Origin of the sequence: Streptomyces sp. V4I8 (genome assembly GCF_041261225.1) — a bacterium.
GTDB lineage: Bacteria > Actinomycetota > Actinomycetes > Streptomycetales > Streptomycetaceae > Streptomyces.
In genome coordinates this window covers 9,507,246-9,530,692 of sequence record NZ_JBGCCN010000001.1, presented here as the reverse complement: position 1 = coordinate 9,530,692, position 23,447 = coordinate 9,507,246, and the positions used below count along the sequence as shown (strand labels likewise).

At 71.9% G+C, this 23,447-nt stretch carries 25 protein-coding genes and 1 pseudogene; 12 read left to right on the top strand and 14 right to left on the bottom strand.

Annotated elements, in window-relative coordinates; translation table 11 throughout:
* Window positions 1–70 precede the first annotated feature (70 nt).
* A complete protein-coding gene (locus tag ABIE67_RS43350; RefSeq protein WP_370267072.1) occupies window positions 71–2,449 on the top strand; it encodes a SpoIIE family protein phosphatase in 2,379 nt (792 codons plus the stop codon).
* An 82-nt stretch (window positions 2,450–2,531) separates the two neighbouring features.
* Window positions 2,532–3,161, top strand: coding sequence for a DUF4232 domain-containing protein (locus ABIE67_RS43345; RefSeq protein WP_370267071.1), 630 nt, complete (start codon window positions 2,532–2,534; stop codon window positions 3,159–3,161).
* A 22-nt stretch (window positions 3,162–3,183) separates the two neighbouring features.
* Here the strand turns inward: ABIE67_RS43345 and ABIE67_RS43340 are convergent, their stop codons facing one another.
* Together ABIE67_RS43340 and ABIE67_RS43335 are read right to left on the bottom strand one after the other, a co-directional pair.
* Window positions 3,184–5,403, bottom strand: coding sequence for a ricin-type beta-trefoil lectin domain protein (locus ABIE67_RS43340; protein ID WP_370267069.1), 2,220 nt, complete (start codon window positions 5,401–5,403; stop codon window positions 3,184–3,186).
* A gap of 344 nt (window positions 5,404–5,747) precedes the next feature.
* Window positions 5,748–6,668: a helix-turn-helix domain-containing protein gene (locus ABIE67_RS43335; protein ID WP_370267068.1), complete on the bottom strand. Its 921-nt coding sequence runs from the start codon at window positions 6,666–6,668 to the stop codon at window positions 5,748–5,750.
* 88 nt (window positions 6,669–6,756) lie between these two features.
* On the opposite strand from ABIE67_RS43335, the gene ABIE67_RS43330 reads away from it, so the two are divergent.
* Window positions 6,757–7,563, top strand: coding sequence for a phytanoyl-CoA dioxygenase family protein (locus ABIE67_RS43330; RefSeq protein ID WP_370269518.1), 807 nt, complete (start codon window positions 6,757–6,759; stop codon window positions 7,561–7,563).
* Between the two features lie 89 nt (window positions 7,564–7,652).
* Here the strand turns inward: ABIE67_RS43330 and ABIE67_RS43325 are convergent, their stop codons facing one another.
* The 3 genes from ABIE67_RS43325 to ABIE67_RS43315 all read right to left on the bottom strand — a co-directional run bounded on the left by ABIE67_RS43325 (window position 7,653) and on the right by ABIE67_RS43315 (window position 9,718).
* Window positions 7,653–8,621, bottom strand: coding sequence for an aldo/keto reductase (locus ABIE67_RS43325; protein WP_370267067.1), 969 nt, complete (start codon window positions 8,619–8,621; stop codon window positions 7,653–7,655).
* Between the two features lie 74 nt (window positions 8,622–8,695).
* Window positions 8,696–9,226: a flavoprotein gene (locus ABIE67_RS43320; RefSeq protein WP_370267064.1), complete on the bottom strand. Its 531-nt coding sequence runs from the start codon at window positions 9,224–9,226 to the stop codon at window positions 8,696–8,698.
* A gap of 33 nt (window positions 9,227–9,259) precedes the next feature.
* Complete coding sequence (locus ABIE67_RS43315; RefSeq protein ID WP_370267063.1) at window positions 9,260–9,718, bottom strand: DUF1348 family protein; 459 nt, start codon at window positions 9,716–9,718, stop codon at window positions 9,260–9,262.
* Window positions 9,719–9,837: 119 nt separating this feature from the next.
* On the opposite strand from ABIE67_RS43315, the gene ABIE67_RS43310 reads away from it, so the two are divergent.
* Entirely contained in the window at window positions 9,838–10,389 is a 552-nt protein-coding gene (locus ABIE67_RS43310) for a TetR/AcrR family transcriptional regulator (protein WP_370267062.1), read from the top strand.
* Window positions 10,390–10,461: 72 nt separating this feature from the next.
* Here ABIE67_RS43310 and ABIE67_RS43305 read toward each other — a convergent pair whose 3' ends face one another.
* Window positions 10,462–10,662, bottom strand: coding sequence for a ferredoxin (locus tag ABIE67_RS43305; RefSeq protein ID WP_370269513.1), 201 nt, complete (start codon window positions 10,660–10,662; stop codon window positions 10,462–10,464).
* A gap of 42 nt (window positions 10,663–10,704) precedes the next feature.
* On the bottom strand, window positions 10,705–11,913 hold the full coding sequence (locus ABIE67_RS43300) for a cytochrome P450 (RefSeq protein ID WP_370267061.1): 1,209 nt from the start codon (window positions 11,911–11,913) through the stop codon (window positions 10,705–10,707).
* A gap of 317 nt (window positions 11,914–12,230) precedes the next feature.
* On the opposite strand from ABIE67_RS43300, the gene ABIE67_RS43295 reads away from it, so the two are divergent.
* A complete protein-coding gene (locus ABIE67_RS43295) occupies window positions 12,231–12,872 on the top strand; it encodes a LysE family transporter (protein ID WP_370269508.1) in 642 nt (213 codons plus the stop codon).
* 81 nt (window positions 12,873–12,953) lie between these two features.
* Complete coding sequence (locus tag ABIE67_RS43290; RefSeq protein WP_370267059.1) at window positions 12,954–13,403, top strand: nitroreductase family deazaflavin-dependent oxidoreductase; 450 nt, start codon at window positions 12,954–12,956, stop codon at window positions 13,401–13,403.
* A 141-nt stretch (window positions 13,404–13,544) separates the two neighbouring features.
* Here ABIE67_RS43290 and ABIE67_RS43285 read toward each other — a convergent pair whose 3' ends face one another.
* Entirely contained in the window at window positions 13,545–14,516 is a 972-nt protein-coding gene (locus tag ABIE67_RS43285) for a cation diffusion facilitator family transporter (RefSeq protein ID WP_370267057.1), read from the bottom strand.
* A 156-nt stretch (window positions 14,517–14,672) separates the two neighbouring features.
* Between ABIE67_RS43285 and ABIE67_RS43280 the strand changes: the two genes are divergently transcribed.
* Entirely contained in the window at window positions 14,673–15,686 is a 1,014-nt protein-coding gene (locus tag ABIE67_RS43280; RefSeq protein ID WP_370267056.1) for a glutathione S-transferase family protein, read from the top strand.
* A 22-nt stretch (window positions 15,687–15,708) separates the two neighbouring features.
* Window positions 15,709–16,020, top strand: a complete 312-nt coding sequence (locus ABIE67_RS43275) for a DUF4235 domain-containing protein (RefSeq protein ID WP_370267055.1) — start codon at window positions 15,709–15,711, stop codon at window positions 16,018–16,020.
* 36 nt (window positions 16,021–16,056) lie between these two features.
* Here ABIE67_RS43275 and ABIE67_RS43270 read toward each other — a convergent pair whose 3' ends face one another.
* Together ABIE67_RS43270 and ABIE67_RS43265 are read right to left on the bottom strand one after the other, a co-directional pair.
* Window positions 16,057–16,449: a VOC family protein gene (locus ABIE67_RS43270; RefSeq protein WP_370267054.1), complete on the bottom strand. Its 393-nt coding sequence runs from the start codon at window positions 16,447–16,449 to the stop codon at window positions 16,057–16,059.
* Between the two features lie 54 nt (window positions 16,450–16,503).
* On the bottom strand, window positions 16,504–17,229 hold the full coding sequence (locus ABIE67_RS43265) for a TetR/AcrR family transcriptional regulator (RefSeq protein ID WP_370267053.1): 726 nt from the start codon (window positions 17,227–17,229) through the stop codon (window positions 16,504–16,506).
* 139 nt (window positions 17,230–17,368) lie between these two features.
* On the opposite strand from ABIE67_RS43265, the gene ABIE67_RS43260 reads away from it, so the two are divergent.
* Complete coding sequence (locus tag ABIE67_RS43260) at window positions 17,369–18,871, top strand: APC family permease (RefSeq protein WP_370267052.1); 1,503 nt, start codon at window positions 17,369–17,371, stop codon at window positions 18,869–18,871.
* A 20-nt stretch (window positions 18,872–18,891) separates the two neighbouring features.
* Window positions 18,892–20,538 (top strand): amidohydrolase, encoded by a 1,647-nt coding sequence (locus ABIE67_RS43255; protein ID WP_370267051.1) that lies wholly within the window; start codon window positions 18,892–18,894, stop codon window positions 20,536–20,538.
* Window positions 20,539–20,598: 60 nt separating this feature from the next.
* Here ABIE67_RS43255 and ABIE67_RS43250 read toward each other — a convergent pair.
* The 4 genes and pseudogenes from ABIE67_RS43250 to ABIE67_RS43235 form a co-directional block, all read right to left on the bottom strand.
* Window positions 20,599–20,903: pseudogene (locus ABIE67_RS43250) on the bottom strand (ATP/GTP-binding protein); the annotation flags it as partial.
* The gene (locus tag ABIE67_RS43245) at window positions 20,884–21,252 is read right to left on the bottom strand and encodes a DUF742 domain-containing protein (RefSeq protein ID WP_370267048.1); all 369 of its coding nucleotides are present in this window, start codon (window positions 21,250–21,252) and stop codon (window positions 20,884–20,886) included. The gene ABIE67_RS43245 and the pseudogene ABIE67_RS43250, both read right to left, overlap by 20 nt.
* Window positions 21,249–21,659 carry a roadblock/LC7 domain-containing protein gene (locus ABIE67_RS43240; protein WP_370267047.1) on the bottom strand — a complete coding sequence of 137 codons (411 nt, stop codon included), beginning with the start codon at window positions 21,657–21,659 and terminating at the stop codon, window positions 21,249–21,251. The genes ABIE67_RS43245 and ABIE67_RS43240 overlap by 4 nt, the downstream gene beginning before the upstream one ends.
* A gap of 5 nt (window positions 21,660–21,664) precedes the next feature.
* Entirely contained in the window at window positions 21,665–22,645 is a 981-nt protein-coding gene (locus ABIE67_RS43235) for an ATP-binding protein (RefSeq protein WP_370267046.1), read from the bottom strand.
* Between ABIE67_RS43235 and ABIE67_RS43230 the strand changes: the two genes are divergently transcribed.
* Both ABIE67_RS43230 and ABIE67_RS43225 read left to right on the top strand, forming a co-directional pair.
* A complete protein-coding gene (locus ABIE67_RS43230; protein ID WP_370267045.1) occupies window positions 22,646–22,972 on the top strand; it encodes a hypothetical protein in 327 nt (108 codons plus the stop codon).
* A 53-nt stretch (window positions 22,973–23,025) separates the two neighbouring features.
* Window positions 23,026–23,391 (top strand): hypothetical protein, encoded by a 366-nt coding sequence (locus ABIE67_RS43225; RefSeq protein WP_370267044.1) that lies wholly within the window; start codon window positions 23,026–23,028, stop codon window positions 23,389–23,391.
* Window positions 23,392–23,447: the final 56 nt, after the last annotated feature.

Sequence of the window (23,447 nt, the reverse complement as noted above, 5' to 3'; positions counted from 1 at the left end):
GCCGACGCACTAGGCTGGACCGGGAGTGTCACGCTTGATCACCGTGAGTGTGCGCGTTGGAGTGGCGAGCATGAGCCCGGATTATCCGTTCGACGAGGCCGCGACGGCCCGGGCGGTCATCGACGACAGTGGCGTGCTCGTCGAGTGGAACGCCGGCGCGGAGCGGCTGCTGGGCCACCGGGCCGCCGAGGTCGTGGGGCGCCCGGCCGTGGATCTGCTGGCCGACGAGCAAGGACGCGGCGCCCCGGAGGGTGGCCGCTGGGACGGCATCCTCACGCTGCGCCGTCGCGACGGGGGCACGGTCTCCGTATGGCTGCTCGCCCACCGGCTGCGGCCCCAGGGCGAGGGCGCCCACCGCTGGCTCGTGGTCACACCGCTGGAGGGGGACGGTCCGCGGCTGCCCGACGATCCGCTGGACAGCGTGGGGCTCCTCGCGTCGCCGTGCGCCATCGCGATCTATGACGAGCGGCTCCGGCTGCGCAGGATCAACGCCGTCATGGCGGAGGTCCTCCAGCTGTCCGAGGAGCATGTGCGGGGCCTGCGGGCACCGGAGCTGACCGGCAGACGTCAGGGCGTCGACATCGAACGGCAGCTCCTGCGCGTGCTCACCACGGGCCGGGGCACCGACGTACGGACGTACGTTCCGGTCGGCGGTGACAGAACGCACGCCTGGCTGGCCCGCATGGCCCCGATCACCGACGGCAAGGGGCGGGTGCGCGGCGTGTCCGTCGCCGCGCACGACTTCACCGAGCAGTACCTGGCGCAGGAACGGCTGCAGCTGGTGAACGAGGCCAGCGTCCGCATCGGCACCACCCTCGATGTCACACGGACCGCCCAGGAACTGGCGGACATCTGTGTCCCCGCGCTCGCCGACTTCGTCAGCGTCGACCTGCTGGACCCCCTGGAGCACGGCGACGAGGCGCTCACCGGCCGGCTCACCGCCCCGTTCGGCCTGCGCCGGACCGCCCACCGGTCCGTCAACAGCGGCAGCCCCGAAGCCGTGGTCAAGCCCGGACACGCGGACGTGTATCCCTCCCCCTCGCCCCAGGCGGACGCACTGCTGGCGGGTCACACCCTCGTGGCCTCGACCGCGACCGGCGACCTCGCGCAGTGGCTCTCCTGGGACCCGACACGGGCGGAGCGGATCCAGGAATACGGCATCCACACCACCATGGCGGTGCCGATCCAGGCCCGCGGCACCACCCTCGGGGTCGCCGTGCTCACCCGGTTCAGGAACCCCGAGCCGTTCACGCCCGACGATGTGCTGCTGGCCGAGGAGATCACGGCCCGCGCGGCCGTCTGTATCGACAACGCGCGCCGCTACTCCCGCGAACGCGAGACCGCCCTCGCCCTGCAGCGCAGCCTGCTGCCCCGGTCCCTGCCGCGCACCGCCGCCCTCGAAGCGGCCTCGCGCTATCTGCCGGCGGCGCGCTCCGGTGTGGGCGGTGACTGGTTCGACGTGATCCCGCTGTCGGGGATGCGGGTGGCGATGGTCGTCGGGGACGTCGTCGGGCACGGCATCCAGGCCTCGGCCACCATGGGCCGGCTGCGCACCGCCGTGCGCACCCTGGCCGACATCGACCTCGCGCCCGACGAGCTGCTCACCCACCTCGACGACCTGGTCGTACGGCTGTCCGAGGAGGCGGGCACCGACGGTGTCTCCGGGGAGGTCGGCGCCACCTGTCTGTACGCGGTGTACGACCCGGTCTCCAGGCGCTGCACGATGGCCCGGGCCGGGCACCCCTCGCCCGTCATGGTGCCGCCCGGCGGCGCGCCGCGGGAGATCGCGCTGCCGGCCGGACCGCCGCTGGGCCTGGGCGGGCTGCCCTTCGAGTCGGCCGAGGTCGAGCTGCGCGAGGGCACGGTGCTCACCCTCTACACCGACGGCCTGGTCGAGACCCGGGATCGCGATGTCGACGCCGGCCACGCGCTGCTGTGCGACGCGCTGTCGGGGTTCTCCGACTCGCTGGACGAGACGTGCGACCGCATCCTGCACGCCCTGCTCCCGCCGGGCGGCGCCGCGGACGACGTGGCCCTGCTGCTGGCCCGCACCCAGGGGCTGCCGTCCTCCCGGGTGGCGACCTGGGACATCCCGGCGGACCCGGCGCTCGTCGCGCCCATCCGCAAGCAGGTTCTGGAGCAGCTCGGCGTGTGGAGTCTGACCGAGGCCTCGTTCACCGCCGAGCTGGTGGTCAGCGAACTGGTCACGAACGCCATCCGCTACGGTATCCACCCCATCCGGCTCCGGCTGATCCATGACGCGGCGACCTTGATCTGCGAGGTGTCCGACACCAGCCACACGGCACCGCATCTACGCCGCGCCAAGACCTTCGACGAGGGTGGCCGCGGGCTCCTGCTGGTCGCTCAGCTGACCCAGCGCTGGGGCAGCCGGCACACGGCGGACGGCAAGACGATCTGGGCGGAGATCGGGCTCCTCGACCAGGAGTGAGTACTCGGCGGTAAAGCGGGGAGTCGTGACAGACATGGGACGTGCACGGACTTTTCCTTCCTCGACCCGAGCGACTCCCCTCGTGACCGCCGCCGCGCTGCTGGGCCTGCTGGCCGCGTGCGACGACGGCGCCGACACCACGGGTTCCGCACCGACACCGGCCGGCACGAGCAGCCGTACGACCGCGTCGGCCACGGCGGACACCGGGAGCCCGAGCCCCACGACCGAGCCGGGAACGACCGGACCGGGTACCCCCGGCACCGAGAGCCCGGTGACCCAGTCGGGCGCCGCCGCCCCGCGCTGCCACACGTCCGAGCTGCGCGCGTCGATCGGACGCCCCAGTCCGGGGGCCGGCCAACGGAACTTCCCGATCGTGCTGACCAATACGGCCGAGCGCACCTGCACCGTCCGCGGCTACCCGGGCGCCGCATTCGTCGACGCGTCCGGCAAGCAACTCGGACCGGACCCGAAGCGCTCCCCCGACACGCCCACGACCGTCACGCTGACCCCGGGCCGGAGCGCCTGGGCCGGGCTGTCCTTCGCCAGCCCCGAGATCAGCGGGGCCCGCACGGCCCTGCCGGCGGCGCTGCTCGTGACGCCGCCCGACGAGAGGGATCCGCTCAAGGTGACGTGGACGGCCGGTGAGGTGCCGGTGGCCGGGAACGAGTCCTCGGTGCGCCTGACGGTGGTCCAGCCCGGCACCGGCGGCTGATCCCGGCGGCTGATCCGTCCGGTCAGCCCTGGCCGCCACCGCCGTAGCCGTAGCCGTTTCCGCCGTAGCCGCCGTATCCGTAGCCGCCGCCGTAACCCCCGTACCCGTACCCGCCCCCGGACGAGCCGTTCTGGCCGCCCCATGAGCAGGAGTACGGGTTGTAGTAGCAGGACGCGTCGGTCGGGGACGGGCTAGCGGTCGTCGGCTGCGGCGTGGACGGGGTGGCGGACGGTGTCGGGTCGGGCTTCGGGGTCTTCGACGGCTCGGGGGTGGGCGTCGGGGTCGGCGTCTGCACCTTCGCGGCCTTCGCGTCCCAGTTGACCACCTCCAACTGGGGCTCCGTCTTCGACGTGTCGATCACCCAGTGCTGGGCGTCGTTCTCGTCCTCGCGGCTCTTGAGGACCAGGGCGCCCGAGCCGTCGGTGGCGGCGGGGCTCAGGGCCAGGTCCTGGTTGAAGCGCGGCACCAGGGTGCCCTGGAGGGTGAAGTCGTAGCGGACGTTCCTGGTCTCGGCATCGCCGGCACCCGTGCACGGAGCCAGCCGGACCGAGTAGCCGAGGTGGGAGTCGAGGCAGAGATCGGGGTCCGCGGCGCTGCGCACCAGTCCGTCGGTCTCGTACGCCCACTGCTGGCCGGGCGCCGAGGAGCACTCGGTGAGTTCGGTCTCCGCGTCCTTGACGGCCTTCCCGCCGACGATGCCGACGCACAGCCCGGACCCGATGTTGTGCAGCCGCCCCCGCAGCTCACCCTTCGCGGCCTCGGCGGCGCCCGCCCAGGAGGGATTGCTGGTGGCCGAGCCCGCGTCCGCGCCCGGGTCGGCGTCGGGTGCCGCGGTGGGGCGGTCGTTCGCGGTCGGAGCGGCCCCCTCCTCGGACCCGCCGACCGACCAGATGACCAGCGGGAGCACGACCAGGGCGCTGACGGTCGCCACGGCCGCGCTGAGGTTGCGGCGCCGGGAGGCCCGGCGGGCGGCCTTCAGGGCGACGCGGCCGGAGCAGGCGCGGGAGGCCCGGGAGGCATCGGACGGTGAAGCCGCGGTGGCGTCGGTCTGCCGGGCGCTCCGACGAGCGGCCCGGCGACCGGTTCGCGGACCCGTCTCCATGGGGGAGGCGACGGGCGCCGCGGCGGCGAAGGGCTCGCCCGCGGGGGCGAAGGACAGACCCTCGGGCGCGGGCACCTCTCCGCCGGGTGCGAAGGCCGCCGCACCGGGGCCGAAGACCGCCGCACCGGACGCGAAGGGCGCCGCACCGGGCGCGAAGTCTTCGCCCGCGGGAGCAGGAGCAGGGGCGTGTCCCGGAGGAGGCGGGACATCCGCCGGAGGCGTGAGGTCGGCGGCGTCCGCGAAGAACGACTCGCCCGCGATCGGCGCGGCCGACTCCGGCTCGAACTCCGCCTCGGACGGCTCCTCGGCCTGGCGCGCTCTCGCGTCCAGATAGGGTCTCGCGCCCCAGCCGAGCACGGCCTCGGCCAGGGCGACGCCGAGCCCTTGGTTGAAGAAGGTGAGCTGGTCCGCGGTGTCACTGCAGTGCCCGCAGCGGTCCAGGTGCTCGCGCAGGTCCGGGTCGACGTCGACACCGCCGCGCCGGTAGGTCACGTCCAGCATCCGCAGGTACTGCCGGCACTCGTGCTCGGGGGCGAGTTCACGGTGGACCTGGAGGCTCTCCTCGCGCAACCGCTCGCAGGCGCGGCCCAGTTCGACGCGGGCGGACTCCTCGTCGAGGCCGAGGAGCCCGGCGGGTACGGCCAGCGGTTCGGCCTCGACCTCGGTGTGCCAGAGCAGGCAGCGGGCCGCCTGGGGAAGCCGCTGGAAGGCGCCGGACAGCAGACGGCGGTTCGCCGGGGGCAGCAGCCGGGCGGCGACGCGCTCCGCGCCCTGAGTCTCGGACCGCAGTTCGGGGTGGAGCAGCTCGCGCCTTCGGTCGGTGTCCCATTCCGCGGCGATCCGGCGCACGGTGACGAGGAGTTGGGGACGCCACGCGGCCGTGGGGCCGGTCTGCCGCAGCGTCTCGCCGAAAAGCCGGGTGAAGGCCGCGGTGGTGAGCATTCCCGCGGATCGGGCATCGGCGGTGCACAGCCGTGCGTAGGCGAAGCCCGCTTCCCAGTGCCGATCGAGGAGTTCACCGACGGGGTGCAGCGCCGGGGTCACTCCCGTCCACTTCTTCAGTTCGGCGCTCAGTTGAGCGTCCGTCACATCGAAGAGGCGGGCGTCGTCAGACGAATTCGACAGGCCTGCGTCAGGCACGACGGCTTTCCTCCGGAGGGCATTCGGCATTGAAGGTCCATACCAAGGGGTATGCTCCGGGCGCGGCTCTTGTGAAGCCTGGGGCACTGGGGAGCGAGGCACACCTTTTCACAGGTCAGGGACAGAGAACAAGGGATTCCGGTTTTTGCGCATTGCGTGTGCGACGCTCACTGTTTGACGAATGGTCAAGAGCAGTCCGCGGCGATTACGACATATCAGCAGGGCAATTGGAAATGGTATTCACTCAGCCCTTCGGGAGTGCGAGCGCAAACCATTGAAGGGCCGATCTCCCGCTCTCATGCCTGGTCATACAGACGTACGCGCCTTCACGGCGCCTACACAAGTCATCCGCCAACCATTGGACCGCTCCCCCGGTACGCGCCCGGCGGCCTCCCGTACCGGGCGTGGAACACGCGGTTGAAGTGAAAGGGACTGGCGAACCCCGAGGCGGCCGCCACGCGTTCCACGGACAGGTCGGTGCTCTCCAGCAGCCGGGCGGCGTGTCGCAGCCTCGCCTCGCGCAGCGCGCGCATCGGTGACTGCCCGAGCTGCCGGGTGAAGAGGTGGGCGAACCGGGAGGGCGAGAGCGCGACATGCTCGGCGAGCGAGCGCACGGTGTGCGGTGCGGCCGGGTCGGCGGCGATCAGCGCCTCGGCCCGGCGCACCCGGACGTCGGTACCGGGTCGCGACGGCTCGGCCCGCGCGGTGCCCGCCGTGAGCAGGACGACCTCCTCCAGTGAGCACAGGGCGAGTTCGCGGGCGGCGGTGCCGTGGGCCACGGCGACGGACTCGTCCCCCGGCGCCGTCAGGGGCGGCGCCTCCGTGCCCGTCCAGCGGGCGTCGGCGAGCATCCGGCGGAACGCCGCCTCGACGCGGCCGTGCACGTTGTCCGGCGTCGGCGTGACGACGTACATCCCCTCACCGGCGTCGTACGGACGCAGCCACGCCCGCCACGAGGGCCGGGCCTGGCAGTGCACCCACCAGAACCGCCAGTGCCGCGCCCCCGGTTCGACCCCGTAGCCGTGGGCGACACCCGGTGAGAGCACCACCAGGTCCCCCGCCCCGGCCCGCGTCTCGGTACCCCCGTGCCACAGTCGGCCCCCTCCTCCGGTGGTCCAGGTGAACAGCCAGCTGTCCGCGCCGCGCGGCCGGCTGATCCCGTACGTCGGCGGCTGGTCGAAGTGCCCGACCACCACCAGGCCGGGCGGCGGGGCGGGAACACCGGGCGCAGCAGTCTCGGGCAATCGGTCAGCGCTCACAGTCATCCTCCTGAGACGCGCGTCGGCCTAGCGTGGTGGGGCAAGGACACCTGACTAGGAGTGACGCATGACAGCCGACACGACAGCCACGGACATGGGTACCACCGGCGCCCCCATCCTGCCCGAGGCCGGGCTCAGCCGGTTCCGCGAGGACGGCTTCACGGTCGTACGCGGGCTGTTCGGGTACGACGAGATCGACCGGCTCTGCGAGCGGTTCGCGGCGCTGCACGCGGGCGGCCCGGTGCCCGGGCACTTCGAGCCGCGCCCGTCGGACGGCGATCCGCTGCGCGCGTACCCGAGGGTGATGCAGCCGCACGAGATCGACGAGCTCTCCCTGCGGGTGCTGCTGGACTCCCGGCTGCGCGGCGTGCTGGAGGTGCTGCTCGGGGAGGAGGTGCTGGCCGCGCAGAGCATGTTCTACTTCAAGCCGCCGGGTGCCCGGGGGCAGGCGCTGCACCAGGACAACTTCTATCTGCGGGTCGAGCCGGGCACCTGCGTCGCGGCGTGGATCGCCTGCGATGTGATCGACCGGGACAACGGCGGCCTCAAAGTCGTCCCCGGTACCCACGAGATGGACCTGTTCTGCCCGGAACTCGCGGACGCCGAGGTGTCCTTCGCGCGGGAGTACGTGGCGCCTCCGGCGGGGTTGGCCGCTGTTCCCGTCGACATGGAGCCGGGGGATGTTCTGTTCTTCAACGGGAGCCTGGTGCACGGGTCGCAGCCGAACCGTACGGAGGATCGGTTTCGGCGGTCGTTCATCGGTCACTATGTGGGGCGGTCGACCGAGCGGATCGGGGAGTACTACCGGACGGTGTCGATGAGCGGTGATCGTGTGCGATTGGCCGAGAGCGAGGGGGCAGGGCCGTGCGGTAGCGAGTTCGCGCCGCACGGGCCCCACTGAGTTGTCGGCTGCGGGTGACGTCGTGGCTGGTCGCGCCCGCGCGGCGGAGCCGTACATCGACACAGCCCCGCGCCCTGTGGGGGCGCGCTTCAGTGGCCGATGACCGGATGGGGACTGTACGGCTGCTGGAGCTCCTCCAACTCCTTCTCGTTGAGGGCGAGTTCGACGGCTGCCGTCGCGTCCTCGATGTGGTGCGGCTTGGCTGCGCCGATGATCGGGGCAGCCACCGTGTCCTGGTGCAGCAGCCAGGCCAGGGCGATCCGGGCGCGCGGGACGCCGCGGTCGTTCGCGACACGGGTGACGGCATCGACGACGACGCGGTCGCTGTCGACGTACAGCCGGCTGCCGAAGTTGTCGCCGGCGCTGCGGTCGGTGACCGTGCCCCAGTCCCGGGTGAGCCGGCCGCGGGCGAGCGGACTCCAGGGCAGCACGCCGACGCCCTGGTCCGCGCAGAGCGGCAGCATCTCGCGCTCCTCCTCGCGGTAGAGGAGGTTGTAGTGGTTCTGCATCGAGACGAACTTGGTCCAGCCGTGCCGCTCGGCCGTGTACTGCATCTTGGAGAACTGCCACGCGTACATCGAACTCGCCCCGATATAGCGGACCTTGCCCGCCCTGACGAGGTCGTGCAGGGCCTCCATGGTCTCCTCGACCGGGGTGTGCGGGTCGAAGCGGTGGATCTGGTAGAGGTCGACGTAGTCGGTGCCGAGGCGGGCGAGGCTGTGGTCGATCTCGGACATGATGGCCTTGCGGGAGAGGCCGGCGCCGTTGGGGCCGGGCCGCATCCGGCCGTGCACCTTGGTCGCGAGCACGATCTCGTCGCGGCGGGCGAAGTCGCGCAGCGCCTTGCCGACGATCTCCTCGCTGGTGCCGTCGGAGTAGACGTTGGCGGTGTCGAAGAAGTTGATCCCGGCGTCCAACGCCTGCCGGATCAGCGGTCGTGAGGCCTCCTCATCGAGGGTCCACTCGTGCACGCCGCGGTCGGGGAGGCCGTAGGTCATGCAGCCCAGACAGATCCGCGACACGTCCAGGCCCGTCGAACCGAGCTTCACGTACTGCATCGTTGCTGCTCCTGCCTTCGGGATGGGGTATCACGGGGAGCGTACGACGTCGGGTGCGGGCGGGGCCGGTTCCGTCACCGGTCCAGCAGGTCCAGCGCGCGCTCCCAACCGAAGTCCGGCCGACTGCCGTCCTCCCCCGCCTCGCCGGTGTACGGCTCCCCGAAGCGGACGCCCATCCCCCGCAGCCGTATCAGGCTGTCCTGGTAGGCGGGATGGGCGGCCAGCGCGTCGGCCACGCAGGGCAGGACCGCGATGGGGACGCCGAGGCCGTACGCCTCGCACAGGGTGCCCAGGGCGAGGGTGTCGGCGATGCCGGCGGCCCACTTGTTGATCGTGTTGAAGGTGGCCGGGGCGACGACGACGGCGTCCGGCGGCGGGAAGGGGCGGGGGTCGGCGGGCGTGCGCCAGGCCGAGCGGATCGGGCGGCCGGTGAGGGCCTCCACGGCGGCGGTGTCGAAGAAGCCGTTCATGGCGACGGGGGTCGCGATGACTCCGACCTCCCGGTCCCGCTCCTGCGCGGCGGTGACCAGCTTGCTGACGTCCGCGGCGATCCCGGCGGCGCAGACGACGACGTAGAGGAAGGGCTTCCGGGCCTGTCGGTTCACCCGGGAACCCTACTCAACGGGTCCGAACACCCCCTAGCGCACCGGGAAGGACAGCCCGCGCTCGTTCTCCGGGCGCGGCCCGAAGACGCGGCGCTCCTTCTCCTCGATCGGCACGTCGTTGATGCTCGCCTCGCGCCGGGTCATCAGGCCGTGCGCGTCGAACTCCCACAGTTCGTTGCCGTACGACCGCCACCAGCGCCCTTCGGCGTCCCGGCACTCGTACTGGAAGCGGACCGCGATGCGGTTGCCGTCGAAGGCCCACAGGTCCTTGCGCAGCGCGTACTCCCGCTCGCGCGCCCACTTCGCGGTGAGGAACTCGACGATCTCGGCGCGGCCGGTGACGAAGGTGTCGCGGTTGCGCCACACGGAGTCCTCCGAGTAGGCGAGCGCCACCTTGTGCGGGTCACGGGTGTTCCAGGCGTCCTCGGCGGCCTGCACCTTCTGTGCGGCGCTCTCGCGGGTGAACGGCGGCAGGGGCGGGCGGTCGGTCATGTCATCCTCCGGGGCCGGAACGGCGGTGCGGGCGGGAAGAGCAGGCGGAGAACGAGCGTTCTCCTTCCTGGCTGCTACGGTAGGAGAACGCTCGTTCTCGCGTCAAGGAGTGTTCGTACATGGACAGCGCAACCGCCCGGGGGCAGGCATTGGACGCCGCGGAGAAGCTGTTCTACGGGCGCGGCATCCAGTCCGTCGGCATGGACGACATCCGGGGCGCGTCCGGGGTCTCGCTGAAGCGGCTCTATCAGCTCTTCCCGGCGAAGGAGCAGCTGGTCGAGGCGTATCTGGAGCGGCGCGACGTGCGCTGGCGCGGACAGCTCGCCGCGTATGTGGAGCGACAGACGGACCCCGAGCGGCGGATCGTCGCCGTCTTCGACTGGCTGGAGGAGTGGTTCGGCGAAAAGGATTTCCGCGGGTGCGCCTGGATCAACTCGTACGGCGAGCTGGGCGCCCGGTCGGAGCGGGTGGCCGACCAGGTCCGGGCGCACAAACGGGCGTTCCGCGACTACCTCGCCTCGCTGGTGACCGCGGCGGGACTGCCCGACGCGCTGACCGGGCCGCTGTATCTGCTGGCCGAGGGCGCCATGGTGACGGCGGGTATCACCGGCGGTACGCGACCGGCGGCGGAGGCGCGGGAGGCGGCGCGGTCGCTGATGGCGGCGCGCTGAGGTCGGGCGGGCGGGCCGGCATCGCGATGCGGGCCCACCCGCGTCCGGGGGCGTCGAGCGGGGTGTCCGGCGTCAACTCCCCGTTTCCGACACGGTGATGGCGCTGACCGGGCAGGCCCGGGCGGCTTCCCGCACCATCGGGTCGCCGCCGCCGTCCTCGCGGCCGGGCAGCAGGGCGCTGAAGCCGTCGTCGTCCTGGGTGAAGACGGCCGGGGCGGCCAGGGCGCACTGGCCGGCGCCGATACAGAGGTCGTGGTCGATGTCGATGTGCAGTTCGTCTGATTCGCGCGTTTCGTTGTCCATGACCGGAGCCTCTTACCAGGCCACGGGGAGTTCCAGCATCCCCTGGATCGTGTCGCCGGGTTTGAAGGGGATTTCCTCCGCAGGGACGGCAAGGCGCAGGGTCGGGAGCCGCTCGAAGAGGGTGCGCAGGGCGATCTCCATCTCGGCGCGGGCCAGGTTCTGGCCGAGACACTGGTGGATGCCGAAGCCGAAGCCCACGTGATGGCGGGCCGAGCGGTGCCAGTCGAGGGTGTCGGGGTCGGGATAGACGGACTCGTCGCGGTTGATGACCGAGGTCGAGAAGACCACGCCCTCGCCCGCCCGGATCGACCCGCCGTCCGTCTCGATGTCCTCGACGGCGACCCGCAGCATGCCGTCGGCGATCGACAGCATCCGCATGAGCTCCTCGACCGCGGCCGGCAGCAGCGCCGGGTCGGCGCGCAACTCGGCCAGCCGGTCTGGGTGCTGAAGGAGCGTGTAGGTGCCCAGGGAGATCATGTTGGCGGTCGTCTCGTGGCCGGCGACCAGCAGGATGGTCGCGAAGGCGATGACCTCCTCCTGGTCCAGCTCGCCCGTGCGCAGTCGCTGGTGGACGAGCTCGTCCAGGACGCCGTCGCCGGGCTCCGGCTGCTTTTGCTTCCGGTCGATCAGTTCGGCGAAGTACGCCTCCAGCCGGTCGCGGGCGGCCATGGTGTCGGCGGCCGTGGGGCCGCGCAGCAGGCGCCGCGACTGCTCCTCGAAGAAGTCGTGGTCGGCGTAGGGAACGCCCAGCAGGGCGCAGATGACCATCGAGGGCACGGGCAGGGCGAAGGCGCCCACCAGCTCGGCCGGCGGCCCCTGGGCGATCATCGCGTCCAGCCGTTCGTCCACGATCCGCTGGATCTCCGGGCGCAGTTCGACGGCACGCCTCAGGGTGAAACTGGGGACCATCATCCGCCGCTGGACCCGGTGCTCGGGGTCGTCGACGCCCAGCAGCGCGCCCTTCCGGTTGCGGAGCCCCGCGAACCGTTCGGTCGGGGCGGGGAAGTCGGGCCGGGTGCGGTCGGAGGACAGTCGCGGGTCGGCCAGCAGGGTGCGGGCGAGGGCGTGTCCGGTGACCAGCCAGACCGGGCGGCCGTCGTAGAGGGCGATCCGGGACAGCGGGCGCGCGTCACGCAGGGGGTCGTAGGCCTCGGGCGGGTGGTAGGGGCAGGTCCGGCTCTGGGGGAAGACGACGGTGTGCGGTTCCGTCATGTCCGTCATGGAAGACCTCGCAGACGAAGAGTGCGTCGTGCCGATCTTCATTAGATGCCCGAGGCATCTAGCTGACGACGTCAAGTTCGGCCAGATCAGGCGCGCGGACAATCTGGCCGGGGATCGTCGCACAGAGCTTCGGTCGCGGGAGTATCCGGCCGGTCCGGCCGGTGCTCCGGAGAAATTCGCTTGTCGGCACCCGTCCGTCACCCGCAGAATCCGGCCATGTCTACGACCATCGCCTTCCTGCCGCTGACCGACACCGCTCGTCCGATGGCGCGCCTGCAGCAGCCCGGCCGACCGTGGAGGCCCACGCTTCCCACGTCGTGACCGCCGCGCTCGTCGCGGGGCTGCTCGCGGGCTACGGCATCGCCGTCCCGGTCGGCGCGGTCGCGACCTACCTCGTCTCCCTCACCGCCCGAACCTCTCTGCGGACAGGGGTCTGCGCCGCGCTGGGCGTCGCGACGGCCGACGGGCTCTACGCACTCGTGGCCACCCTCGGCGGCTCCGCGCTGGCCGCCGCCCTGCGTCCGGTGCTGACTCCGCTGCGCTGGGCCTCCGCCCTGGTACTCGCGATCCTCGCGGTACGGGGCGCGCTCACCGCCGTACGCCAGTACCGCGACCAACGGCCGGCCGCCCGCTCCACTCCCCCACCCTCCGAGCCGCCCTCCCCGCCGAGCCCGGTGCGCGCCTACCTGGCGCTCCTCGGTATCACCCTGCTCAACCCGACCACCGTGATCTACTTCGTGGCCCTCGTCCTCGGTACGCGCACGACGGACGCGGCGGCACCCCTGCACCAGGCCGTCTTCGTCCTCGCCGCGTTCGCCGCGTCCGCGAGCTGGCAGGTGCTGCTCGCCGGGGGCGGGGCGCTGCTGGGGCGGGTGCTGACGGGGTGTCGGGGGCGGTTGGTGACGGCGCTGGTGTCGAGCGGCGTGATCCTTGCGCTCGCCGTGGGGATGCTGGTGTAGCCGCGGCAGGATGATTTCCGCGCATGCCGATGTTGACGTGTGGTGTCAGTCGGCATCAGGACACGACGATGGGACCAGGTCATGCCTCTCGACGGTGAGTACGAGCCCAGCCCGACCAAGTGGGTACGCGACCAGGTGGAGTTGTACGAGAGCTCCGGCGGCACCCAGGGGACGACCCTGCAGAACACGGGGAGGCCGGTGATCCTGCTCACGACCCGGGGCGTCAAGAGCGGCAAGATCCGCAAGACGCCGCTGATGCGCGTCGAGCACGAGGGCCGTTATGCCGCGGTGGCCTCGCTGGGCGGGGCGCCGAAGCACCCGGTCTGGTACCACAACGTCAAGGGCGATCCCCATGTGGAGCTCCAGGACGGGCCGGTGAAGCGGGACATGCGGGCCCGCGAGATCACCGGCGCGGAGAAGGACGAGTGGTGGGAGCGGGCCGTCGCGGCGTATCCGCCGTACGCCGACTACCAGAAGAAGACGGATCGGGTGATACCGGTCTTCGTGCTGGAGCCGTTCGACGAGGACTGACCGAGGACTGACCGAGGACTGACCGGAGTCTCACCGGGTGCGACCCGCGTCGGATCCGGGCTTCGGCGAGGGCTGGTCGGCCGGCCGGAAACTTTTTCTCCTCCAGGACGCATGAACCCCCGTGCGCCGGGCACACGTGCGTCAGGCCCCGCCGCGTTCCCCCGTCGCGGCGGGGCTTCCTTGTGCCTCGCGCGCGGAGCGTTCGGTCACGTCGAGGAAGATCTGGTCCGCCTCGGCCACCGTCCGGGCGATGGACCGCTTGATGCGGACGGCGACCTCCTCCACCTGCTCGCTGTCGAACCCGGGCATCAGATCGACGCGGGCCGCGACCAGGGCCGTTTCGAGTCCGGTCTTCATCGTGAACAGGGCTTCCACACTGTCGATCTCGGGTTGAGCCTCCAGCAGCGCCCGGATCCTGGCGGCCGCCGCGGGGTCGGCGGCCTCTCCGATCAGCTGGTCGCGGGCCTCGCGGCCCAGCCGGTAGGCGACGTAGACGAGCAGCGCGCCGATCGCGAGCGAGGCGGACGCCTCCCAGACGACCTGTCCGGTGACCATGTGCAGCGCCATGCCGGCGAAGGCGAGGGCCACGCCGAGCACCGCCGTGCCGTCCTCGGCGACGACCGTGCGCAGGGCCGGGTCGCGCAGCCCGTTCGCGACGCCGCCCTGCCCGCGTACCTGGTACAGCGCCCGCACCAGCGACAGCCCCTCGGCGACGAAGGCGACGCCGAGCACGATCAGGCCGGCCACATAGCCGCCGAACTTCTCCTCGGAGCCGCCGCGCAGCGCCTCGACGCCCTGGAAGAAGGAGAAGCACCCGCCCATCACGAAGATTCCGACGGCCGCGAGCAGGGACCAGAAGAAGCGTTCCTTGCCGTAGCCGAAGGGATGGCGGGCGTCGGCGGGGCGGCGGCTGCGGCGCAGGGCGGCCAGCAGGAAGACCTCGTTCATGCTGTCCGCCACGGAGTGCGCGGCTTCCGACAGCAGCGCGGGTGAGTGGGCGATGACTCCGCCGACCGCCTTGGCGATCGCGATGACGAGATTGGCGGTGAGCGCCACCAGGACGGTGACGCGGGTCCTGTGGTCGGCCTGCGGTGCGTTGGACGAGCTGCTCATTTTCCAGCGACTGCCCCGGCCGATCCGGCTCACACCGTGCGGTCGGCCGAAATCGGGGGACTCGGTGAGATCAGGAACCCGAGCGAACCCGAGCACGAGCGAGCACGAGGCAGAGACGTACGTCAGAAGAGACCTGCGTCAGAGAGGAGCCGGATCATGAGCGGCGGGGGCAACACCGCCTACGGGAAGAAGTCGTTCCAACGGTCGAAGGCCCACTTCGCGGACCGGATCACCGCGGACGGCCGGGACGGCTGGCCGGTGGCGGCGGGCCGCTACCGTCTGGTGGCCAGCCGCGCCTGTCCGTGGGCGAGCCGGGCGGTGGTGTCCCGGCGGCTGCTCGGCCTGGAGGACGCCCTGTCCCTCGCGATCACCGACCCGATCCAGGACGACCGCAGCTGGCGCTTCACCCTGGACCCCGGCGACCGCGACCCGGTGCTCGGCATCCGCTTCCTGAGCGAGGCCTACGACCAGCGGGAGACCGACTACCCGGGCGGCGTCAGCGTGCCCGCGATCGTGGACGTGCCCAGCGGCAGGCTCGTCACCAACGACTACCAGCGGATCACGCTCGATCTCGCCACCGAGTGGACGGCCCTGCACCGCGAGGGGGCGCCCGATCTCTACCCCGAGCCGCTGCGGGACGAGATCGACGCCGTGATGGCGGACGTCTTCGAGGACGTCAACAACGGTGTGTACCGGGCGGGCTTCGCCACCGGCCAGGAGGAGTACGAGGCGGCGTGCGCGCGTCTGTTCCGGCGGCTGGAGCTGCTGGGCGAGCAACTGGCCGGGCAGCGCTATCTGGTCGGCGACACGATCACCGAGGCGGACATCCGGCTGTTCACCACACTGGTCCGCTTCGACGCCGTCTATCACGGCCACTTCAAGTGCAACCGCTGGAAGTTGACGGAGCATCAGGTGCTGTGGGCGTACGCCCGCGACCTCTACCAGACTCCCGGATTCGGTGACACCGTCGACTTCGACCACATCAAGCGGCACTACTACCAGGTGCACAGCGGCATCAACCCGACCGGCATCGTGCCCCTCGGGCCGGATCTGGCGGGCTGGCTGACCCCGCACCACCGGGCGGAGCTGGGCGGCAGGCCGTTCGGCGACGGGACGCCGCCCGGGCCGGTTCCGGAGGACGAGCACGTCCCGGCGCACGGACGGCCCTGACCGACGAAGGAGGCACAGGCACATGGCCAAGAAGAACAAGCAGAAGAAGGCGAAGCTCCCCCTCGCCTACAAGCCGCTGGGATTCGCCCTCGGCTGGGCGAGCGGCGCGCTGGCGGGACTCGCCTTCCGCAAGACCTGGATGGCGATACGGCACGAGGAGGACGCGCCCGACGCGCTGGACCGGGACCGCAGTTGGGGGGAGATCCTGCTGGCGGCCGCGGTCCAGGGCGCCCTCTTCGCGATGGCGCGCAGCCTCGCGGACCGCGCGGGCGCGAAGGCGGTCGAGCGGTCGACGGGCGTGTGGCCGGTCAGCGAGAAGGGCGGCCGGGACTGACCGGCCGCCCCGGCGGCCCCCACGGCACCGAAGTGGCTAGCCCTGCTTCGGTGCCGTGGGGGCCCTGCGGTGCAGGGTGAAGGAGTGGCCGGCCGGGTCGGCGTAGCCGCGTTCCTCGTAGGGGCCGGCCGCGTCCTTCGTGTCCAGGGGCCGGCCGCCCAGCCCGACGATCCTGCGCTCCGCCTCGTCCAGGTCCTCGACCACGAAGTCCAGGTGGGCCTGGAGGGAGTTCTCGGGGCGTGGCCAGCTCGGCGGCGTCGCGTTCATGTCGCGCCGGAACGCGAGGCGCGTGCCGTCGGCGCCCCTGATCTCCACACGGTTGGCGGTCGCTTCCGTCTGTTCGCCGTCCAGCAGTTCCTCATAGAACACGGCGAGTTTCTCCGGCTCGGCACAGTCGAGCACCACGAAACCCGCTGTCACCAGTGGCATGACTCCTCCGAAGGGTCCGGGGCGCGGGACGGTCCTGTCCCGCCGCCCTGTCCCTCACGGGTGTCCCGGCCAGGGCGTTTCAGTCTCCGCGAGCCGAGCCGCCGCCGCGCTGAGGAGCAGCTCCAGCACGGCCGGATAGGAGCTGCGTGCCATGTCGGCGACCAGATGGCGGGCCGTCGCGGCGATGTGCGGGTGGGCGTCGGCGGACAGGCCCGCGTACGTCGCCCGCCAGACGTCGGCCTCCGCCTCCCGCGCGGCCCTCGGCATCGCCGCGCTCGCCGAGTCGAGGGCGCCGTGGGCGAGGGCCTGGTCGACGAACGCGTGGTAGATCCGCACCGCCTCCGCGTCGGGAAACCCCGCGTCGCGCAGCACGCCGAGGATCGTCTCGACGGCCTGGATCTCGTGCGCCCGCCCCGTCACCCGGTAGGAGCTGAGCACCGCCGCCCGGGGGTGCGCGAGGGCCCCGGCGTGCATGCGCAGGCCGAGGTCCCGCAGGTCGGCGCGCCAGTCGCCGGTGGGGCGCCAGGTGCGCAGCGTACGGCCGATGAGTTCGTCGGCGATGGCGAGCATCAGGTCGTCGGTGGTCCGGAAGTAGCGGTAGAGCGAGCTGGGGTCGGCGCCGAGCGCGCGGCCGAGGCGGCGTACCGAGAGGGCGTCGGTGCCGTGTTCCTCGATGAGCCGCAGCGCCGTCTCGACGATCAGTGCCTCGGACAGGACGACGCCCTGCTTGGTGGGGCGCCTGCGCCGCCGGGCGGCGGGCGGGACGACGCGCTCGCTCATGGACTGCCTCCCATGGACTGCCTCCCTCGGTCCGGTGCCCCGCACCTTATGACAACACCGTTGACCTGTTAACCCTCCGGACAGTTTCATGTCGGCTCATCGGGGCCGTCCAGGCCCCCGGTGCGAGCGGAGACCGGCCATGTCCGACCAGCCCCACAGCGTCGACCCAGCGGCGCAGCCCGCGCTGCGCAGGTCCCTCGGTGTCCTGGACGGCATCGCCATCGCCGCCTCCAGTACGGCGGCGACCACCAGCATCGGCATCGGTCTCGGGGTCACGGCGGGGGTCGTCGGCCTGCATCTGCCGGCGATCATGCTGCTGGCGTTCCTGCCGGTCCTGGGCATCGCGGGCGCCTACTCCCGGCTCAACAAGGTCGAGCCCAACGCGGGCAACGGCTATGTGTGGGTGGGCCGTTCGCTCACGCCCTGGCTGGGCTTCATGGTCGGCTGGGTGAACATCGTGGCGGTGGTGGCGTTCCTCGCGTACACCACGGCGGTCACCGGCTCGGCCCTGCTGCAACTGGCCGGGGACGCGGGAGTGCACCGGGTGGGCGGCCTCGCGCTGGACCCGGGTTCGACCGCGCAGACGACGGCGGTCGGCATCCTGGTCCTGGTCGCGGTGACGCTGACCGCCGTGACCGGCATCCGCACCGCCGCGCGCCTCCAGGCCGGACTGCTGGTCTTCGAGTACGTCGTCCTGCTGGGCTTCTGCGGATACGGCATCGTCACCGGCCCGCACGACTTCAGCCTGAGCTGGTTCGACCCGTTCGCGATCCCGTCGGCGACGGCGCTCGCGCAGGGCCTGCTGCTGTCGGTGTTCTGCTACTGGGGTTTCGAGTCGGCGTTCAGCGTCAACGAGGAGGTCCGCGACCCGCGCGACGCGTCCCGGGCAGGGATCACCACCCTGTGCACCATGCTGGGGCTGTTCCTGCTCGGCTCGATCGCCTTCCAACGTGTCTTGTCCGAGGAGGAGTTGGTCGGCCATGGCGCCGAGGGCCTGGCCTTCTTCGGCGAGCGGCTGGCGTCCCAGCCGTGGGCGGCGCTCCCCCTGGTCGCCCTGATGTTCTCGGCGGTCGCCTCGCTGCAGGCCGGGGTGATTCCGACGGCCCGGGCGATGTTCGCGATGAGCCGCGACCGTACGCTCGGGCCGGTGTGGTCCAAGGTCAGCCCCCGGTACGGGACTCCGGCCGCCGGCACCGTGCTCATCGGCGTCCTGGCCGCGCTGGTCGCGGCGCTCGCGCTGGTCATCCCCCGCCTCGCCGACATGATCATGGCGACGGTGAGCGCCGTGGGCATCGTGGTCGCCCTGTCCTACGCCCTCACGGCCGTCGCGGCCGCGGTGCGCTTCCGCTCGCTGCTGCGCGAGGACTGGCGGGAGGGGATACGGGCGGTGGTGTTCCCCGCGCTGAGCGCGGCGGCTCTGCTCGGCCTCGGCGGTTACCTCGGCTGGTCGTTCTACACGTCCGCCGACCACTTCGAGGTCAGCGCGGACAACGGGTGGTTCCTGCTGTCCACTCCCCTGGCGATGATCGCGTCGGGCTTCGTGGCCGCCGCGTGGGCCAAGTGGGTGCGCAGGTCGCCGTACTTCCGCACCGGCAAGGGCACCGACGCCGACGCACCCCAGCTTCTGACCGCGTCCCGATGACCCACTACCAGGAACGGACCATGTACGCAGATCTCCTCTTCACCGGCGGCCCCGTCCTCACTCCCGAGGGCCGCACCGCGACCGCCGTGGCCGTCACCGGCGGACGCGTCACGGCCGTAGGGCGGGAGGAGGTGCACGATCTCGCCGGGCCGCGGACCGAGGTGGTGGACCTCGCCGGGCGGCTGCTGCTGCCCGGGTTCCAGGACGCGCACGTGCACCCGGTACCGGCCGGGCTGGAGCTCTCCCAGTGCGACCTGACCGGGGCGAAGACGGCCGACGAGACCCTCGCGGCGGTGCGCGCGTACGCCGACGCGCACCCCGAGCGGGAGTGGATCACGGGTGGCGGCTGGTCGATGGAGGCCTTCGAGGGCGGTACGCCGACGAAGGAGCTGCTGGACGCGGTGGTGCCGGACCGGCCGGTCTATCTGCCCAACCGCGACCATCACGGCGCCTGGGTCAACAGCCGTGCCCTGGCGCTCGCGGGCATCACGCGCGACACGCCCGACCCGGCCGACGGTCGGATCGACCGGGACGCCTCGGGTGAGCCGAGCGGGACGTTGCAGGAGGGGGCGATGCAGCTGGTGGGGCGGCTCACCCCGCCGGCCACTGCGGCCGACCGGGTGGCGGCCCTGCTGCACGCCCAGCGGCATCTGCACGCGCTCGGCATCACGGCCTGGCAGGACGCGCTGGTCGGGGACTTCCTCGGCATGGACGACCCGTCACAGGCATACCTCGCCGCCGCGCGGGACGGCTCGCTCACCGCCCGCGTCGTCGGCGCGCTGTGGTGGGACCGCGAGCGGGGCGCCGAGCAGATTCCCGAACTGGTGGAGCGGCGGGCCGCGTTGAGCCACGGCCGCTTCCGGGCGGGCAGCGTCAAGCTGATGCTGGACGGCGTCGCCGAGACCGGAACGGCGGCGCTGCTGGACCCCTATCTCGACAAGTGCGGCTGCGCCACGGCCAACCGGGGCACCAGTTTCATCGACGCGGATCAACTGCCCAAGTACGTCACCGAGTTGGACGCGCTCGGCTTCCAGTGCCACTTCCACGCCCTCGGCGACCGGGCCGTACGCGACGCGCTGGACGCGATCGAGGCCGCGCGCGCCGCGAACGGGCCGAGCGACACTCGGCCCCATCTGGCGCATCTCCAGGTCGTGCAGCCCACCGACGTGCCGCGCTTCGCCCGGCTGGGGGCCACGGCGAACATCCAGCCGCTGTGGGCCGCGCACGAACCGCAGATGGACGAGCTGACCATTCCCTTCCTGGGGCCCGAACGGGCCGCGTGGCAGTACCCGTTCGGCGCGCTGCTGCGCCGCGGCGCCCGGCTCGCGGCGGGCAGCGACTGGCCGGTGAGCAGCCCCGATCCGCTCCAGGGCATCCATGTGGCGGTCAACCGCGTGGCACCGGACGCGGCATCGGACGGCGGCGACACGCCGGTGTTCCTGCCCGGTGAACGCATCGGGCTCGCCGAGGCGTTGACCGCCTACACGACGGGCTCGGCGTATGTGAACCACCTCGACGACACGGGTGCGATCCGCGTCGGCGCGCTCGCGGATCTCGTGGTCCTGGACCGCGATCCGTTCGACCGGCCGACGGAGACGATCGCTGACACGCGTGCATCTCTCACTTACGTCGGGGGCGCGCAAGTATACGCAGCTCAAGAGGCATGAGCAGTAACGCAGATCACCGTCCGCTTACGGTATAGGTCATTTACGCTCGGGGCAGTTTCGTACAGCACATGCCCTGGAGGAGAGTCGGCGGGTGTCGACCAGGACGACCGCGCCCTTGAACAGGCCGTTCCACAGGAACCAGAACCGCTCCTGACCGGGCGTGCCGAACAGGTACAGCATCAGGCTGTCGTTGAGGCTGATCTTGCCGAAGTCCAGGCTGACGGTGGTCTCCGTCTTGTCGGCGACGCCGATGAGGGGAGCATGGTGGTCTTCCCCCTGCCGAAGCCTCCGGCGATCATCACCTTCACCGAGCGGGTGCCTCCGGCACCGGGCCCGCCGGGACCGTCAAAGCCTTTGAAGTCCACTGAGTACCTCCTCAAGGAGCGCGAGGTCGGGCCCGCGGCCGGCGGAGTGCGCCGGGACGGGGTCACGGGCCTCGACGTGGCCTGCCTCCAGCAGATCCGTCAGCAGCACCGCGAGAATGTTGAAGGGCAGTCCGAGGTGGGCGCCGAGTTCGGCCACCGACAGCGGATCGCGGCAGCGCCGGAGGATGTCCTCGTGCTCGTGCTGCATCCCCGTCACGGGGGCGGTGCGGAAGAGGATGAGGGTCGCCACGTCGAGGCTCGACGCCGAACCGCCCGGACCGCTGCGCCCCTTGGTGAGAACGTAGTAGCGCTCGAGCCCGGACGGGTTCCTGGGCCGGGGAGCACTCATCCAGAGTGCTCCTCCCGGCGCGGAGTGGTGCCGAGCAGTTCGCCCATCCTGCGCGCCAGGTCCCTCATCTGGTGGCCGAGCAGACCCTGGTCGAGGCCTTCCCGGGCGAGGACGCCGAGATAGGTCTCGACGCCGGCCCGGACGACGAAGAGGTGGCCGCCGTCGACCTCGATCATCGCCAGCCTGAGCTGCCCCGCGTACTTGGGGAACTGCTGGGCGGCCGGCTGGGCCAGCGCCTGCGGTCCGGCCACCACGGCCGCGAAGCGGTCCACGTCGTCGGGGTCATCGGCACCGTAGGAGGTGACGGCCTTGCCGTCGCTGGAGGCCACGAGGGCGAAGTTGATCTCCTGGATGCTCTCCACCAGGTCGCGGAGCGCCCAGCTCACGTCGGTTCCCTGCTGCGTCATGGGGACTAGTCGCTCTCTTCAGTGCTGTGCTGCTCGGTGGACTCGCGGCCGGCGGCCGGCACGCCTTCCTCACCCGGCTCGCGGCCCGCGGTGGCGAAGGCGGCCAGACCGGCGAAGGACGCGTCGGGCGGGGCCGCGAGGACGGTGGTCGTCCCGTCGGTCCGCTCCGGGCGTTCGGCCGGCTCGTGGCGTGCCTCATGGCGAGCCTCGTGCCGTTTGCTGCGGTGCCGGGGCAGGCCGCCGGGCGTGGTGTCCATGGCGTCGGCGGTGCCGGCCGGGGCCGTCGCGGCGGACGTGTACTCGCGGGCCGGTGCGGCCTGAGCCGTCGGGGCGGTCGCCGCCAGGGTGGCGGAGGCGGCCGCGGGCAGCGGGCTGAAGTACTTGTGCGGGACCACGACGACCACCGAGGTGCCGAGCCACGGCGAGTCCGCGAAGGTGACGCGGATGCCGTACCGCCGGGCGAGGATGCCGACGACGCGCAGACCGATGGTGGCGTCCTCCGAGATGCCGCCGAGGCCCGCGCCGGCCGCGGTGCCGACGAGGGCGTGCTCGGCCTCGCGCTTCTTCTCCTCGCTCAGGCCCTTGCCGGAGTCCTGGAACTCGATGCCGACGCCGTTCGGGACCTCCTTGCCGGAGACGATCACCGGCTCGGTGGGCGGCGAGTAGCGGGCGGCGTTGTCGAGGAGGTGGGCGAAGATCAGCGTGAGGTGGTCCACGAGGCCGCCGTCGACGCCGAGTTCGGGCAGGTGACGCACGTCGATCCGGTGGAAGTCCTTGATCCGGCCGATGCCGCCGCGGACCACGCTGAGCAGACGCTGCGGCTCCTGCCACTGCCTGCCGGGGCGGTCCGAACCGCCGAGGACACTGAGACAGCCGGCGGGGCCGATCGCCTGGTCGAGCTCCATCAGGCCGCGGGCGACGGCCGGCGGCCGGCCGTGCTCGCCCTGCAACTCGTGTAGCCGGCCGCGGAGTTTGCTGGTCAGCACGTGGATACCGTTGCCGATGCTGATCACGGCCTGCTCGGCGGCGGTCGAGCGGTTGAACTCCTCCTCGACGCCGATCAGCGAGGTGCGCAGGACCTTGCGCAGGTTCGCCTGGAGTTCGGCGCTGACCTTCGCGCACTGGTTGACCGTCGGCAGGACGTCGTCGATGGCCTCACCCTCGCGCAGTCGGCGCAGCGCGTCGGGCAGTTGCTCGTCGGCGAGCCGGGCGACGGCGGCCAGCTGGTGGGCCGGCCGCTCCTGCCAGACCTCGGCCTGGGCGGCGAGCTGGACCTCGTAGGACTGGGCCTGGGCGGCGATCCGTCCTCGTAGGAGGCGCTCTCCTCCGCCAGCCGCTCCTCGTAGGCGCGGGCCTGCTCGGCGAGTTGGGCCTCATAGGCGCCGGCCTGCTCGGCGAACCGGTTTTCCAGGGCGCCGCGCTCGGCGCCGTACTTCCGCTCCAGGCCCGCCACATGCTGCTGCCACTGCTGCGCGTGCTCGGCCTGCGCCTGCGCGTTCTCGGCCTGCGAGGCGCGGAAGTCGCCCTCCGTCCGGCGCAGTTGTGCCCGGGCGCGGAGCAGGAGGCGTACGCAGACGGCGCTGGCGGCGGTGGCCGCGACACCGGCGACGCCCGCGGTTATTCGCTCCGAGCTCATGAACGTGGCGGCAACGGGTCCCACCGCCTACGGCCAGTGGCATCAGCCACCAGCCGTACCAGGCGACAGGGGGCCGCACCGCCGACGGCGGAGTGAGGGATCGACAAATACCTTTGCCGACCTGCGGAGTCACACAAAACCGACCGGGGGTC